Annotated in this window: 14 protein-coding genes, 1 tRNA gene and 1 riboswitch; of the genes, 5 read left to right on the plus strand and 10 right to left on the minus strand. The window is 64.1% G+C overall.

The genetic code is table 11. From position 1 onward, the window contains the following. Positions 1-29 precede the first annotated feature (29 nt). Complete coding sequence (locus ACWCIA_RS09910; protein WP_454162835.1) at positions 30-386, minus strand: hypothetical protein; 357 nt, start codon at positions 384-386, stop codon at positions 30-32. A 379-nt stretch (positions 387-765) separates the two neighbouring features. Between ACWCIA_RS09910 and ACWCIA_RS09915 the strand changes: the two genes are divergently transcribed. Beyond that, positions 766-2,208, plus strand: a complete 1,443-nt coding sequence (locus tag ACWCIA_RS09915; protein WP_454162836.1) for an MBL fold metallo-hydrolase — start codon at positions 766-768, stop codon at positions 2,206-2,208. Positions 2,209-2,316: 108 nt separating this feature from the next. Here the strand turns inward: ACWCIA_RS09915 and ACWCIA_RS09920 are convergent. The 9 genes from ACWCIA_RS09920 to ACWCIA_RS09960 form a co-directional block, all read right to left on the minus strand. Further along, positions 2,317-2,392: transfer RNA gene (locus ACWCIA_RS09920), tRNA-Lys, on the minus strand. Between the two features lie 72 nt (positions 2,393-2,464). Then, positions 2,465-3,220 (minus strand): tol-pal system protein YbgF, encoded by a 756-nt coding sequence (gene ybgF / locus ACWCIA_RS09925; RefSeq protein WP_454162838.1) that lies wholly within the window; start codon positions 3,218-3,220, stop codon positions 2,465-2,467. Positions 3,221-3,418: 198 nt separating this feature from the next. Continuing rightward, positions 3,419-3,940: a peptidoglycan-associated lipoprotein Pal gene (gene pal, locus ACWCIA_RS09930; protein WP_454162840.1), complete on the minus strand. Its 522-nt coding sequence runs from the start codon at positions 3,938-3,940 to the stop codon at positions 3,419-3,421. Positions 3,941-3,978: 38 nt separating this feature from the next. After that, the gene (gene tolB / locus ACWCIA_RS09935) at positions 3,979-5,244 is read right to left on the minus strand and encodes a Tol-Pal system beta propeller repeat protein TolB (RefSeq protein WP_454162841.1); all 1,266 of its coding nucleotides are present in this window, start codon (positions 5,242-5,244) and stop codon (positions 3,979-3,981) included. 47 nt (positions 5,245-5,291) lie between these two features. Beyond that, positions 5,292-6,248, minus strand: a complete 957-nt coding sequence (tolA, locus tag ACWCIA_RS09940; RefSeq protein ID WP_454162843.1) for a cell envelope integrity protein TolA — start codon at positions 6,246-6,248, stop codon at positions 5,292-5,294. Between the two features lie 25 nt (positions 6,249-6,273). After that, positions 6,274-6,705 (minus strand): biopolymer transporter ExbD, encoded by a 432-nt coding sequence (locus tag ACWCIA_RS09945; RefSeq protein WP_454162845.1) that lies wholly within the window; start codon positions 6,703-6,705, stop codon positions 6,274-6,276. A gap of 14 nt (positions 6,706-6,719) precedes the next feature. After that, positions 6,720-7,403: a protein TolQ gene (gene tolQ, locus ACWCIA_RS09950; protein ID WP_454162846.1), complete on the minus strand. Its 684-nt coding sequence runs from the start codon at positions 7,401-7,403 to the stop codon at positions 6,720-6,722. A gap of 25 nt (positions 7,404-7,428) precedes the next feature. Continuing rightward, the gene (gene ybgC / locus ACWCIA_RS09955; protein ID WP_454162848.1) at positions 7,429-7,833 is read right to left on the minus strand and encodes a tol-pal system-associated acyl-CoA thioesterase; all 405 of its coding nucleotides are present in this window, start codon (positions 7,831-7,833) and stop codon (positions 7,429-7,431) included. 341 nt (positions 7,834-8,174) lie between these two features. Further along, a complete protein-coding gene (locus ACWCIA_RS09960) occupies positions 8,175-8,921 on the minus strand; it encodes an SDR family oxidoreductase (protein WP_454162849.1) in 747 nt (248 codons plus the stop codon). Positions 8,922-9,060: 139 nt separating this feature from the next. Beyond that, positions 9,061-9,176: riboswitch (ZMP/ZTP riboswitch) on the plus strand. A 103-nt stretch (positions 9,177-9,279) separates the two neighbouring features. Between ACWCIA_RS09960 and glyA the strand changes: the two genes are divergently transcribed. The 4 genes from glyA (at position 9,280) to ACWCIA_RS09980 (ending at position 12,661) form a co-directional block, all read left to right on the plus strand. Beyond that, positions 9,280-10,527: a serine hydroxymethyltransferase gene (glyA, locus tag ACWCIA_RS09965; RefSeq protein WP_454162851.1), complete on the plus strand. Its 1,248-nt coding sequence runs from the start codon at positions 9,280-9,282 to the stop codon at positions 10,525-10,527. Between the two features lie 92 nt (positions 10,528-10,619). Further along, positions 10,620-11,078 carry a transcriptional regulator NrdR gene (nrdR, locus tag ACWCIA_RS09970; RefSeq protein WP_454162852.1) on the plus strand — a complete coding sequence of 153 codons (459 nt, stop codon included), beginning with the start codon at positions 10,620-10,622 and terminating at the stop codon, positions 11,076-11,078. 123 nt (positions 11,079-11,201) lie between these two features. Continuing rightward, positions 11,202-11,747 (plus strand): type IV pilus modification protein PilV, encoded by a 546-nt coding sequence (pilV, locus tag ACWCIA_RS09975; protein WP_454162854.1) that lies wholly within the window; start codon positions 11,202-11,204, stop codon positions 11,745-11,747. Next, complete coding sequence (locus ACWCIA_RS09980; protein WP_454162855.1) at positions 11,744-12,661, plus strand: PilW family protein; 918 nt, start codon at positions 11,744-11,746, stop codon at positions 12,659-12,661. The genes pilV and ACWCIA_RS09980 overlap by 4 nt, the downstream gene beginning before the upstream one ends. Positions 12,662-12,665: the final 4 nt, after the last annotated feature.

Below are 12,665 nucleotides of genomic sequence, written 5' to 3' on the forward strand. Positions count from 1 at the left end.
CCGGATTGTCAGGCCGGCTGACGGAACGGTCACCGGCCGCGCCAGCTGCGTTCGCCAAGGCGCACGCTGGCAGGCAGTTCCGGATGCTGGATCAGGATCTGCTCGATCGGGCCGTCGGGCATGTACTGGACCGTCAGCCTGCCGTCGCGCGAGGCCAGCACCTTGTCGCCGACAGGGAGCAGTTCCCGGCGGAAGGCGCGGTTCAGGTCGAGGTAGAGCTTGTCGTCGATCATGCTCAGCCGCACGTCGCGGCCGTTCTCGAGCCGGTACTGTCCGGCGACGTCGCGTTTCAGGTCCATGGCGTCGCCGCTGCTGATCGGGGCGGCGGCGAAGGCGCTCGAGGCCAGGGCGGCGGAAATGAGGGCAAGGCAAGGCAGTACACGCATGGTCTTCTCCTTCATCGAAAGTGAGTGGTTCGCTGGGTAGTCACTGACTCGGCCACTGAGCGGCCACCGAGTCGGTCACCGAGGTCATCACTGCGTTGGTCGCTGCAGTGCCGGCTGCAGCGCTAACGCTCGTTCGAAAGGTTGGACAAGGCAGTTTTTAACAATGCTTCGCGTATGTATCAAATTTCTCTACTGAAGTATTTCCTGCTGGATCGCAGCAGTTGCCGCCATTTGCCGGCAGAGCGGGAAGGGGTCGGCGGGGCGTCTATCTGTGGCGCATAAGGCACAGTCCGCTCGCACGATTGGGATTGCAAACCGGATCGGGGTGGAAGCAAGCTAACCTGTAACAATCCGACAACCCCCGAAAGGCTGTGCCGTCATGAAAATTACGTTCGTTGGACACGCCTCGATCCTGATCGAGACCTGCGGCATCAGCATCCTGTCCGATCCGTGGTGGCGCGGTCCCTGTTTCGGCGCGCAGTGGTGGGTCTATCCCGCCCCGGCCGTCGACACGCTCAAGGACGTCAAGCCCGACTACATCTACATCTCCCACGGCCACCACGACCACCTGCACCCCGGCACCCTGAAGCAGTTCGGCCGCGAGACGACCATCCTGGTGGCGCAGTCGTCGAACATGGCCGCCTTCATCCGCGACATGGGATTCACGGTGATCGAAGTCGGCGACGAGGCGATCGCCCTTGGCGGCGGAGACGTCAGCTGCCGCATCGTGCCGACCTATTCGGACGACACGCTGATGGCCATCAGCGACGGCCGCGAAGTCTGCCTGAATATCAACGACGCCTTGCATTCGGCACCCCTGGCGATCCAGGAATCGGTTGCCGCCAGGCTGAAGGCGCTGTATCCCGTGATCGATTACGTGTTCTGCGGTTACGGCACGGCGTCCCACTTCCCGAACTGCTACGTCATTCCCGGCAAGAACAGCGCCGCCACCGCCGCCCACCGCCAGACCTATTTCAACCGCCAATGGGCGAGGCTGATCGACCGGCTCGCGCCGAAATACGGCTTCCCGTTCGCGGCGGACGTGGTGTTCCTGGAAGAGGACCTGCAGTGGGCGAACGAGCCCATGCACAACGGCGAGCGCCCGGTCGCGGCCTTCCGCGAGCTGTTCCCGGCGTCGCCGGTATCGGTGGTCGACATCGCACCGGGTTATGTCATCGAAGACGGGCTCACGCGCCATGCCGCACTGTGGAAGCCGCTGTCCATCGACGAGCTGCGCGCCGACCTGGCCGAGCAGATCGCCCGCGCCAACCGCTATGGCAGCGTCACCGGCGAGGCCATCGACGAAGTCCTCACGCTGCTGCAGAAAACGATCGACACCCACCACGACTATTTGCTGAGCTACGAGGGCAATTACCGCTTCCTGATCCGCTTCCGCAACAGCGAGGCCGCGGTGCTGATCGAAAAGCGCGGACGCCACCTCGACCTGCAACGCGTCGATACGGGGGAGGGCAAGCTGCCGGCTTTCGACGTCATGTACACGACGCGCCTGCAATACCTGCGCAACAGCCTGGCGCAACGCTATGGGAATGAAATCCTGTTCGTCGGATCGGGAGGGATTTTCGAATACGCCGACCGCGAAGCGGCCAGCAGGAACCTGCACCGTGAGTTCCAGGTTTTGCTGAGGAAGCCAGGCAAGACCCGCTTGCGCCGCTACGGCAACTCTTCGAAGCCCGTGTACAAGCTGAAGCAGGCCGTCAAACGCATGCTGGGCCACAAGAGCGAGAACCTGTACGACCTGAATGCCTGGACGGTGTATGCGAACCAGGCGCCGCCGCATGCGCACCCGCCGGCGGCGCACTGACTGTCGCCATCGGATCGACGCAACAAGTGCAAAGAGCGCAACGAGCGCAAAGAGCGCCGCAGAATGCAAAAAGCCCACGACCGTAGCCGTGGGCTTTTTACTTATTCGTGGTAGGCCGTGCGGGATTCGAACCTGCGACCAACGGATTAAAAGTCCGCTGCTCTACCAGCTGAGCTAACGACCCGAAAGAAGCAGGATTATAGGGCGCTGCCGTCGTGCTGTCAAACGTGCAGCGCCTGAATGTTGCCCGACAGTCTTATTTCAGGACGGCCAGCCGGTCTTTCGCGGACTGGGCGGCCTGGGTGCCGGGGAACTTCGACACCAGGGTCTGCAGGGTTTTCTTGGCTTTCACTTTATCCTTCAGCTCGGCATAGCTGGTGGCGATGTTGAGCATCGCGTCCGGCGCCTTCGGGCTGCTGGCGTAAGTCGTGGTGACGACTTCCTGGGCGGCGATCGCGTTCTTGTAGTCGCGCTGGGCGTAGTAGGCGTTGCCCAGCCAGTATTGGGCGTTCGAGGCGTAGGCCGATTCCGGATAGCGCTTGACGAAGTCCTGCAGGGCGGTGGCGGCACGCTTGTAGTCGCCGGTCTTGAAGACTTCCATCGCGCTGTCGTAGGCCTGCTTTTCGGACGGGAGCACCTCGGCGGTGGCGCCGTCGATGGTTTCCTGGCGCGGCTCGAGTTTCTTGATGCGCGCATCGAGGTCGGCGTACAGGGTGCGCTGGCTGTTCTGGGCCTTGGTCACTTCGTTGGCCAGCACTTCGATCTGGCCGCGCAGTTTCGCGATCTCGGCCAGCATCTGCTCCTGGTGGTTGAGCATGTCAAGCGTGGCGGTCTTGTCGGATTTGGCGTCGAGACGGGTGGTCAGGTTGCGCGTGATGTTATCCACTTTGGCGCGCAGATCGAGGATGGCGCGGCGCGCCTCATCGTCGTCCAGCAGGCCGGCGGACGCCTGCAGCGGCAGCAGAAGCGCCAGCAGCAGGGGGGCAAAGCGGGACGGGGACAGTTTCATCATGTCGTACTCTTTCTAAACCGGTGTTCCAGATTGAAAAACGGGGCGGTAGCAGTCTGCACTGCCCCCGCCCCCCTGTCAATCCGCGCGACTAACAGACCCCCCATGGCGGCGTTGCAGCGTCTTGCCGTACTTGCGTACTGTCTGCGACGCTGCGCCTTGCCCTGGGGGCTCTGTTAGCCGCGCGTAACGGCTGACAAATTACTGGTAAACGATGTCCGCACGGCGGTTTTCCGCCCAGGCGGCTTCGCCCGAACCGGTTGCCTTCGGCTTTTCTTCGCCCAGCGACACGGCTTCCATCTGGGTCTCGGCCACGCCCAGCGCTGCCATCGAGCGGCGCACGGCTTCGGCGCGCTTCTGGCCCAGGGCCAGGTTGTACTCGGTGCCGCCGCGATCATCGGTGTTGCCTTGGATCAGGATCTTGCGGCCCTTGTTCTGGTTCAGGTACTGCGAGTGGTTGGCGACGACTGGCTTGCCGTCTTCACGCACCACGTAGCTGTCGAAGTCGAAGTACACGCTGCGGTTGGCCAGTACGCCTTTCGGATCGTTCAGCGGATCGACGGTTGCCTGCTCCACTGGACGGATGTCGCGGGTGTCGGCGGCGACCGGCGCTTCAGGGGTCTTCTCGACGACTGGCGGCGGGGTGACCGGCGCTGGGGATTTGCAGGCTGCGAGCAGGGCTGCAGTGGCGATGATGAAGCTGACACTCTTAACGTTGCGCATGGGTTTTTCTCCTGGTCTTGGTTAGTGATTTACTACATTTACTTCATGAAGGGACCCCAGCTGGGCTCCCGAATGTTTCCCGCTTTCGTCGTCAAACGCTGCTTGACCCGTCCGTCCACCGATACCACGGCCAGCGAGGTACGCCCGCCGCCCTTGATCGCGTACATGATGTACTTGCCGTTCGGCGAAAAACTCGGTTCGGAGGCCCCATCGGCCAGGCGCAGCTCCTGGCCGCTGGCCAGGTCTTTCGCGTAAAGGGAGAAACCGCCATCGCGCTGTGCAATCCAGGCCAGGGTCTTGCCATCTGGAGACACGCGCGGGCTGATGTTGTAATTGCCGCTGAAGGTGACGCGGGTGGCCGGGCCACCCGACGCGCTCATCTTGTAGATCTGCGGACCGCCGCTGCGGTCGCTGGTGAAATAAATGCTCTGGCCGTCGGCCGAGAACTGCGGCTCGGTATCGATGCCGTTGGAATTCGACAGGCGGCGCAGGCCGGAACCGTCCGCGTTCACGATGTACACCTGGTAGCTGCCCGACTTAGACAGGGCAATGGCCAGCTTGCTGCCGTCCGGCGACCAGGTCGGCGCCGAGTTGCTGCCTTTTTCATTGGCGATCACGCGCCGCTTTCCCGAGACCAGGTCCTGCATGTAGATGACCGGCTTGCGGTCTTCGAAGGACACATAGGCTACCTTGCCTCCGTCCGGCGACCAGGACGGCGAGATGATCGGCTCGCGGCCGCTGACGGCGACGATCTCGTTTTCGCCGTCGGCGTCGGCCACCGCCAGCGCGTACTGGCGGCCGGCGCGGTTTTCCTTCACGTAGGCGATGCGGGTCGAGAAGATGCCGCGGGTGCCGGTCAGCTTTTCATAGACGTCGTCGGCGATGCGGTGGGCCTGCAGGCGCGTGTAGCGCGGCTGCACTTCGCCGCCCAGCTGCGACAGCTGGCTGCCTTTCACGGTGTCGTACAGCTTGTAGCGGACGGCGAAGCGGCCGTCCGGCTGGCGCTGCACGCTGCCGACCACCAGGGCGTCGGCGCCGCGCGCCTTCCAGCTGCTGGCGTCGATGCTGGCGCTGTCGCTGATGACCTGGCCGGCGTCGATCACCTTGAAGACGCCGCTGCGCTCGAGGTCGGCGCGGATGATGTCCGAAACGTCGGCCGGGGCGATGCCTTCGTCGGCAAAGGCAGCAACCGCGACCGGGATCTGGTTGCTGCCGACGCCTGCGATTTCCACTTGTAGCTGGGCATGGGCCGCCGACCCCAGCATCAGGGTGGCGCTAAATAACAGGATATGAAGTTTTTTCATGCGTTCTCTTCTCGGCAAAGATTGTTCAGCTCAGTGTTCAGCTGTGTTCAGTCCAGGTCTTTCATGGAGAAATTGACCACGATAGTGCGCTCCACCGTACCATCTTTCTTCTTTGGAAGCGGTGACGATTTGTTAATGCCGCGCTCCACGGCTTCGTCGAACTGCGGCACGCCGCTGCTCTTGGTCAGGCGAACCGACAGGATCTCGCCCGTCGGCAGCTGGTCGACCTTGAAGACGGCCTTCGGGTTGCCCGGCAAGCCGGCGTCTCCGGCGTAAACCGTATTACTCTTTACCTTGGCCGCGATGGCCGCCTGGTAGCCGGCGTCGATCTTCGGCGCGGTCGATTTCTGGGCGCTGCCGGTGCTGCCTGCGGCGCCCATCATGCGCTTGAGCTCCTCGTCGCGCATCTTGTCGAGCTTGGCCTGCTCTGCGGCTTCGGCTTTCGCCTTCGCGGCCTTTTCGGCGGCGAGCTTCTTCTTGTCGGCTTCCGCCTTGGCGTCGGCGAGCTTCTTCTTTTCGAGTTCTTTCTTCTCGAGTTCCTTCTTCTCGGCCAGCTTCTTCTCGGCTTCTTCTTTCTTCTTCAGCTCCGCCAGCTCGCGCTCGCGTTCCTTCTTCTGTTCCAGTTCGCGCTTCTCGAGCAGCTCGCGCTGCTTCTTCTGCTCGGCGAGCTTCTTCTCGCGCTCCAGGTTGATGTCGGGCGCGGCCGGCTTGACCGGCTCCGGCTCGACGGCCTTCGGCGGTGGCGGCGGCGTCGGGGTCGGTTCGGGACGCGGCTCGGGTTCCACGACTTCCTGAGGAGGCGGCGGCAGCGGCGGCGCGGCGGCGGACTCCACCTTCATGTCCCACACTTCCGCCTCGACGGCCGGCGGCTCGGTGTTCTGCCAGCTGATGCCGATCCACAGGAAAGCCAGCAGCGCGGCGTGCACCGCCAGCGCCAGCAGGATCGCCGGTACGCGGTTCGGTTCGGGCGGCACCGTGTAGGGGGCACCGCTGGTGGCTGGCATCGCTGGCTTCATTGCGGACATGGCGTTACTGCGTGGCGAGGCCGACGCGGTTAATTCCTAGCTTTTTCGATTCAGAAATCAGCTCGATGACTTCCGCGTACTTGCTCTCGCGGTCGCCCGAGATCATGACCGGGTAATCCGGGTTCTCGTCGTGCAGGTCGCGCAGGCGCTCGAGCAGGGCGGCGCGGTTCGGCATCGATTCGGCGGCCACCGTCTGCTTGCCGTTTACGCCGATGGAGAGCGTGGCGTCGGGCTTGACGGTGATGTGGATATAGGTGTCCGGTGGCAGGGCGGATTTTTCCGCGCTCGGCAGGTTGACCACGTTCGGCGTCTGGTTGGCCGGCACCGCCATGAAAATGATGAGCAGCACCAGCATCACGTCGATGTAGGGGACGACGTTGATCTCGGACTTGAACTTGCTGCGGCGTCCGCCGCGCATGCTGCTGGAAAAAGCCATGTTCGATCCTCCGCTCAGCGCGACTGGCGCTGCAGGATGTTCGAGAATTCTTCGACGAAGCTCTCGAAGCGGGTTGCCAGGCGGTCGATGTCGTGCGTGAAGCGGTTGTAGGCCACGACCGCCGGAATCGCCGCGAACAGGCCAATGGCGGTGGCGATCAGCGCTTCGGCAATGCCGGGGGCGACGATGGCCAGGGTTGCCTGCTGCACGCTGGCCAGGCCGCGGAACGCGTTCATGATGCCCCAGACGGTGCCCAGCAGGCCGATGTAGGGCGAGACGGAACCGACCGAGGCCAGGAAGTTCAGGTGCAGGTCGAGGCCGTCGAGTTCGCGCTGGAAGGCGGCGCGCATGGCGCGACGCGAGCCGTCCAGCACCGCGCCCATGTCGAGGGCGTCGCGCGAGGCCTGCTTGCCCTTGATGAATTCACCCATGCCGGCTTCGAAGATGCGCGCCAGCGGGCCGCTCTGTTCACGCTGGGCGGAAGCGCTCTGGTGCAGGGTATGCAGGTTGCCGCCGGCCCAGAAGCTGCGCTCGAACTGCTCGGTCAGGCGCCGCGCGGCGCGGATCGCAAAGACCTTGCGGAAGATGTACGACCAGCTGACTACCGACAGCACGAGCAGCAACAGCATGATGAGCTGCACGATGATGTGCGCGTTGCTGATGAGGGCGAGGAAAGATAGGTCGTGGGTCGGTGTCATCGGTTATGCAATATTGTTGAATGGGTCAAGCGGCACGCATTTTATCAGCCACTTCGATGGGGAGCGAGCGCGGGCGTACCGTGGCGATGTCGACGCAGCCCACTTTCACGCTGGCGGCGGCCAATAAACGCTCGCCGCAGTACGCCTGCTGGACGAACTGCACCGAGGCGCGGCCGAGCTTTTCGATCGACAGGGTCAGGGTCAGCTCGTCGTCGAGGCGGGCCGGGGCGTGGTAATCGATCGTCGCGCTGCGCACGACGAAGGCGACACCCTCGCGGTCGATCAGGTCCTGCTGCCTGACGCCAGCGGCGCGCAGCCATTCGGTACGCGCACGCTCGAAGAATTTCAGGTAATTCGCGTAGAACACGATACCGCCGGCATCCGTGTCCTCGTAGTAGACCCGTACTGCCCAGGTGAAAACGGAAGGCATGTCAGTTTGCCATAAATGATAATTGGAAACATTTTACGCCATTCGCGCATATGTTCGCTAGCGAACACCCGGGCCGGGCAGGGGACCGGGAGCTCTTGCTCAGCCTGTTGAGCGCGCACTAGTAGACGAGAGACAACGCTGTCAGGACAATAACTGTAACACTTTCTCACAATTATCGAATCCGGGGCGCACGGTGTGATGCTCTGGGAAATTATCTATTGACCCGTAGGGTGGACGGGTTTCCCGTCCACGCGTTCAAACAGGGCAACATCAGCCGAGCAGGTGTTGTAGACGTGGTTTGAACGCGTGGACGGCGAAGCCGTCCACGCTACGAAAACCGGTCAGCTGCGCTTGATATTGAACGGCGAGAAGCCCTGGCAGGTCGGCATCAGCTCGATGCTGTTCACGTTCACATGCGGCGGCAGCGTTGCGATCCAGTAGGCGGTGTCGGCGATGTCCTTGGCCGTCAGCGGTGTCGTGCCTTCATACACCTTGGCCGCCGCGGCGTCGTTGCCCTTGAAGCGCACGTTCGAGAACTCGGTGCCGCCGCACAGGCCCGGCGCCAGGTTGGTGGCGCGCACGCCGGTGCCGACCAGGTCGGCGCGCAGGTTCAGCGTGAACTGTTCCACGAAGGCCTTGGTGGCGCCGTAGACATTGCCGCCGGGGTAGGGGTAGTGGCCCGCCACCGAACCGAGATTGATGACCAGGCCGCTGCCGCGCTCGACCATGCTTGGGAGCAGGGCGCGCGTCATCGTCACCAGGCCCTGGCAGTTGGTCGCGATCATGGTTTCCCAATCGTCGAGCGGCGCCTCGTGAGCGGGAGCGGTGCCCAGCGCCAGGCCGGCGTTGTTGATCAGGACGTCGATCTGGCGCCAGGATTGCGGCAGCAGGGCCAGCGCTTCCTCGATCGACGCCTTGTTGGTCACGTCCATCTCGACCGGCAGCGCCGATTCGCCCAGTTCCGCGGCAAGCGCTTCGAGGCGTTCCTTGCGGCGCGCGGCCATGACGACCTGGTGGCCGTTGCGAACGAAGGTGCGGGCCATTTCGGCGCCGAAACCGGCTGAGGCGCCGGTGATGAAAACGATCATGATGGAGTTCCTCGGTTGGCAGAAGCTCCATGATTGTAGCCGAAATGACCATCTTGCCTGACCGGTCGGGGCAGTTGCCAGCCTGGCACGGCTTTCCTTGCCCTAAGCGGGCAGTTCCCATTACAATCCCGAGTCCATTTACGTCTCACGTGACTGGCGAATCCGTGACGCAAGCGAATCAGCGGCGTTACGGGAAAGGTGGATATACCACCGGGGAACGTGAGATTTCATCCGCCGTTCGCCTGGGCAGCCGACAATGGTTCGCGTGCATTTTTGCGTCGCGGCTGGCTGCTTCCTGGCCTTCTTGCCGATCCAACACTGCCGTTGTCCGGTTCTCTTATCGATTGGAGTTTTGTTCATGTTTGCAAAAGATCACACGCTGGCCAAGGTCGACCCGGAATTGTGGGACGCCATTCAGAAGGAAAACACCCGTCAGCAAGATCACATCGAGCTGATCGCGTCCGAGAACTACACCTCGCCGGCCGTGATGGAAGCCCAGGGCTCCCAGCTCACGAATAAGTACGCCGAAGGCTATCCGGGCAAGCGCTACTACGGCGGCTGCGAATACGTCGACGTCGCCGAGCAGCTGGCGATCGACCGCGTCAAGCAACTGTTCGGCGCGGAAGCGGCCAACGTGCAGGCGAACTCGGGTTCGCAGGCGAACCAGGGCGTGTTCTTCGCGATGCTCAAACCCGGCGACACCATCATGGGCATGTCGCTGGCCGAAGGCGGCCACCTGACCCACGGCATGGCGCTGAACATGTCCGGCAAATGGTTCAACGTCGTTTCCTACGGCCTGACCGAGCAGGAAGACATCGACTACGAGCAGATGGAGCGCCTGGCGCGCGAGCACAAGCCGAAGATGATCATCGCCGGCGCCTCGGCCTTCGCGCTGCGCATCGACTTCGAACGCTTCGCGAAAGTGGCGAAGGAAGTCGGCGCCTACTTCATGGTCGACATGGCCCACTACGCAGGCCTGATCGCCGCCGGTGAATACCCGAACCCGGTGCCGTACGCCGACTTCGTCACCTCGACCACGCACAAGTCGCTGCGCGGCCCGCGCGGCGGCATCATCCTGATGAAGGCCGAGTTCGAGAAGCAGATCAACTCGGCGATCTTCCCGGGCATCCAGGGCGGTCCGCTGATGCACGTCATCGCCGGCAAGGCCGTCGCCTTCAAGGAAGCGCTGTCGCCCGAATTCAAGGCCTACCAGCAGCAGGTCGTCAAGAACGCGAAGGCCCTGGCCGACGCCCTGATCGCGCGCGGCCTGCGCATCGTCTCCGGCCGTACCGAAGCCCACGTGATGCTGGTCGACCTGCGTTCGAAAGGCCTGACCGGCAAGGAAGCGGAGGCGATCCTGGGCCAGGCGCACATGACCTGCAACAAGAACGGCATCCCGAACGACCCGCAGAAGCCTTTCGTCACCTCGGGCATCCGCCTGGGGAGCCCGGCGTTCACGACCCGCGGCTTCAAGGAAGAAGATGCGACCAAGGTGGGCCACCTGATCGCCGACGTGCTGGACAACCCGCACGACGCCGCGACCATCGAGCGCGTCAAGGCTGAAGTCAAGGTGCTGACCGACAAGTATCCGGTCTACGCAGCCTGAGCGGAAACAGCTAGCCAGCAACAAGAGTAGGATCGAGGGAACGGTAGCCCGACAAGCCGGGGTGCCGTTCCTTTTTGCTTTATTATTACGCCATGAAATGTCCGTTCTGCCAGCATGAAGACACCCAGGTCCTCGATACCCGCGTATCCGAGGAGGGCGACGCCATCCGGCGCCGGCGCCGCTGCGGCAAATGCGACAAGCGCTTTACCACCTACGAACGCATCGAATTGTCGATGCCGATCATCGTCAAGAAGAACGGCAGCCGTACCGAATTCGCGTCCAGCAAACTGCGCGGCAGCCTGATGCTGGCCCTGAGGAAGCGCCCGGTCGCGGCCGAGGCGATCGACGCCGCCGTCGCCTCGATCGAGGAAAAGCTGCTCACCAGCGGCCGGCGCGAAGTCGATACCGGCTATGTCGGCGAACTCGTCATGCAGGAGCTCAAGCGCCTCGACGAAATCGCGTATATCCGCTTTGCTTCCGTCTACAAGGACTTCAAGGACCTGGCCGAGTTCCAGCAGGCCCTCGCCGAAGTCGGCCATCCCCGAAAGTAAATTTCCCCGTACACCGCTCCGGCACCCACTCCGCGCACGCTTGAGCCATCGCAGGCTCGGCCGAAAGCGCGCTGATAACTTCGCAGCTCGCGCAATCCTGCGCTTGAATCGTGGAGGTGTCCCGTGCAGCGGTCTCGCTTGCAGTGCCGGCAATGCGGCGGCTTTACGCTGCTCGAAGTGCTGGCGGCCATGTTCGTACTGGCGGTCGGCGCACTCGGTGCAGCCGGCAGCCAGGCCGCGAGCGCGCGGCTGCGCCAGCAGGCGGCGCTCGAATCCGAGGCCGTGGCGCTGGCCGCTTCGCTGGCGGCGCGCATGCGCGTCAACACGGCGCAGATGGCGCTGTCCGACGCCGTCAATCCCTATCTCGAGCTCGATTACGACGCCGCCGGCGGGGCGCCGTCCGCGCCGTCCGTGCACTGCTTCGGCGGGGCCGCATGCGACAGCGCCCAGCTGGCGCGCTTCGACCTGCATGAAGTCGCGCAGGGCGTGCACGATGCCTTCCCGGGCGGACGCATCGTGCTCTGCCGGGACGCCGCCGCGACGAGCGGGGCGCTCGAGTGGGCCTGTTCGGGCGCCAGTTCTGCGCCGCTGGTTGTCAAGATCGGCTGGCGCCGGCCGGGCGACCCTGGCCAGGCGACGCCCTTCGTCGCCATGGTGGTGTCGGGATGAAGCTGCATCCTTCGCTGCGCGAGTACGGCATGACGCTCGTCGAGCTGCTCGTCGCGCTCGCGCTCGGCCTTGGCCTGCTGCTGGCGGCCTCGATGCTGCTGGTGGGCGCGAACCGGTCGCATGAGGCGCAAGCCGATGCCGTCGGCCTCGACGACAGCGGGCGCTATGCGCTCTCGCTCATCGGGCGCGCGGTCGGGCAGGCCGCTTTCGTCGACTGGGAGCGGGTCGGTAATGCGCCCATCGATACCATGCCGGCGCCGGTCTCCGGGCTGGACGGGCGCACGCTCTCGAAAACGGCCGCCGGCATCCAGGCTTCCTTGCCCGACGCCGTCCACGGCAGCGACGTGCTGGCCCTGCGCTATCCCGGCGCAGGCCATGCCCCGGATGGCGACGGCAGCGTCCTCAACTGCGCCGGCTTTGCCGTGCATGAAGCCGAGGAGGGCTGGAGCATCTTCTACGTCGCACGGGACGCCGGCGGCAAGGCTGAGCTGCGCTGCAAGTACCGCGGCGCGAGCAACTGGAGCGCCGACGCCCTGGTCAAGGGTGTCGACGGTTTCCAGGTGCTGTACGGGATCGACACCGACAGTCCGGCCGACGGCATTCCGAACCGCTACCTGAACGCGACCGCCGTCGACGCGCTGGACGCCGCCCTCGGCGTGGTGGGCACGCCTGAGCTGAACAAGAAAACCTGGTGGAAGCGCGTGACCAGCATCCGGGTGTCGCTGCTGCTGCACGGCGACCGACGGTCTGCCGCACCGATCCAGCCGGCGGCCTGGACCCTGTTCGGTCCTGCCTACGATGGCGGCCTTGATCCCGGCACGCGGCTGGCGGCGAGCGAGCTGGACGGATCCGGGCCGGCGCCCGGGCGCCGCCTGTTCAGCGCCGTGTTCGCCGTCGGCGCGCCGCTCCAGTAGGCCG

The sequence above is a fragment of the Massilia sp. SYSU DXS3249 genome (assembly GCF_053668055.1).

Coding starts and splice junctions, on each gene's coding strand:
- pal (WP_454162840.1), bottom strand. CDS start 3,940: ATGCGCAACGTTAAGAGTGTCAGCTTCATCATCGCCACTGCAGCCCTG.
- ACWCIA_RS09945 (WP_454162845.1), bottom strand. CDS start 6,705: ATGGCTTTTTCCAGCAGCATGCGCGGCGGACGCCGCAGCAAGTTCAAG.
- ACWCIA_RS09980 (WP_454162855.1), top strand. CDS start 11,744: ATGAAGCTGCATCCTTCGCTGCGCGAGTACGGCATGACGCTCGTCGAG.
- ybgC (WP_454162848.1), bottom strand. CDS start 7,833: ATGCCTTCCGTTTTCACCTGGGCAGTACGGGTCTACTACGAGGACACG.
- tolB (WP_454162841.1), bottom strand. CDS start 5,244: ATGAAAAAACTTCATATCCTGTTATTTAGCGCCACCCTGATGCTGGGG.
- glyA (WP_454162851.1), top strand. CDS start 9,280: ATGTTTGCAAAAGATCACACGCTGGCCAAGGTCGACCCGGAATTGTGG.
- ACWCIA_RS09960 (WP_454162849.1), bottom strand. CDS start 8,921: ATGATCGTTTTCATCACCGGCGCCTCAGCCGGTTTCGGCGCCGAAATG.
- ACWCIA_RS09915 (WP_454162836.1), top strand. CDS start 766: ATGAAAATTACGTTCGTTGGACACGCCTCGATCCTGATCGAGACCTGC.
- tolA (WP_454162843.1), bottom strand. CDS start 6,248: ATGCCAGCCACCAGCGGTGCCCCCTACACGGTGCCGCCCGAACCGAAC.
- nrdR (WP_454162852.1), top strand. CDS start 10,620: ATGAAATGTCCGTTCTGCCAGCATGAAGACACCCAGGTCCTCGATACC.
- tolQ (WP_454162846.1), bottom strand. CDS start 7,403: ATGACACCGACCCACGACCTATCTTTCCTCGCCCTCATCAGCAACGCG.
- ACWCIA_RS09910 (WP_454162835.1), bottom strand. CDS start 386: ATGCGTGTACTGCCTTGCCTTGCCCTCATTTCCGCCGCCCTGGCCTCG.
- ybgF (WP_454162838.1), bottom strand. CDS start 3,220: ATGATGAAACTGTCCCCGTCCCGCTTTGCCCCCCTGCTGCTGGCGCTT.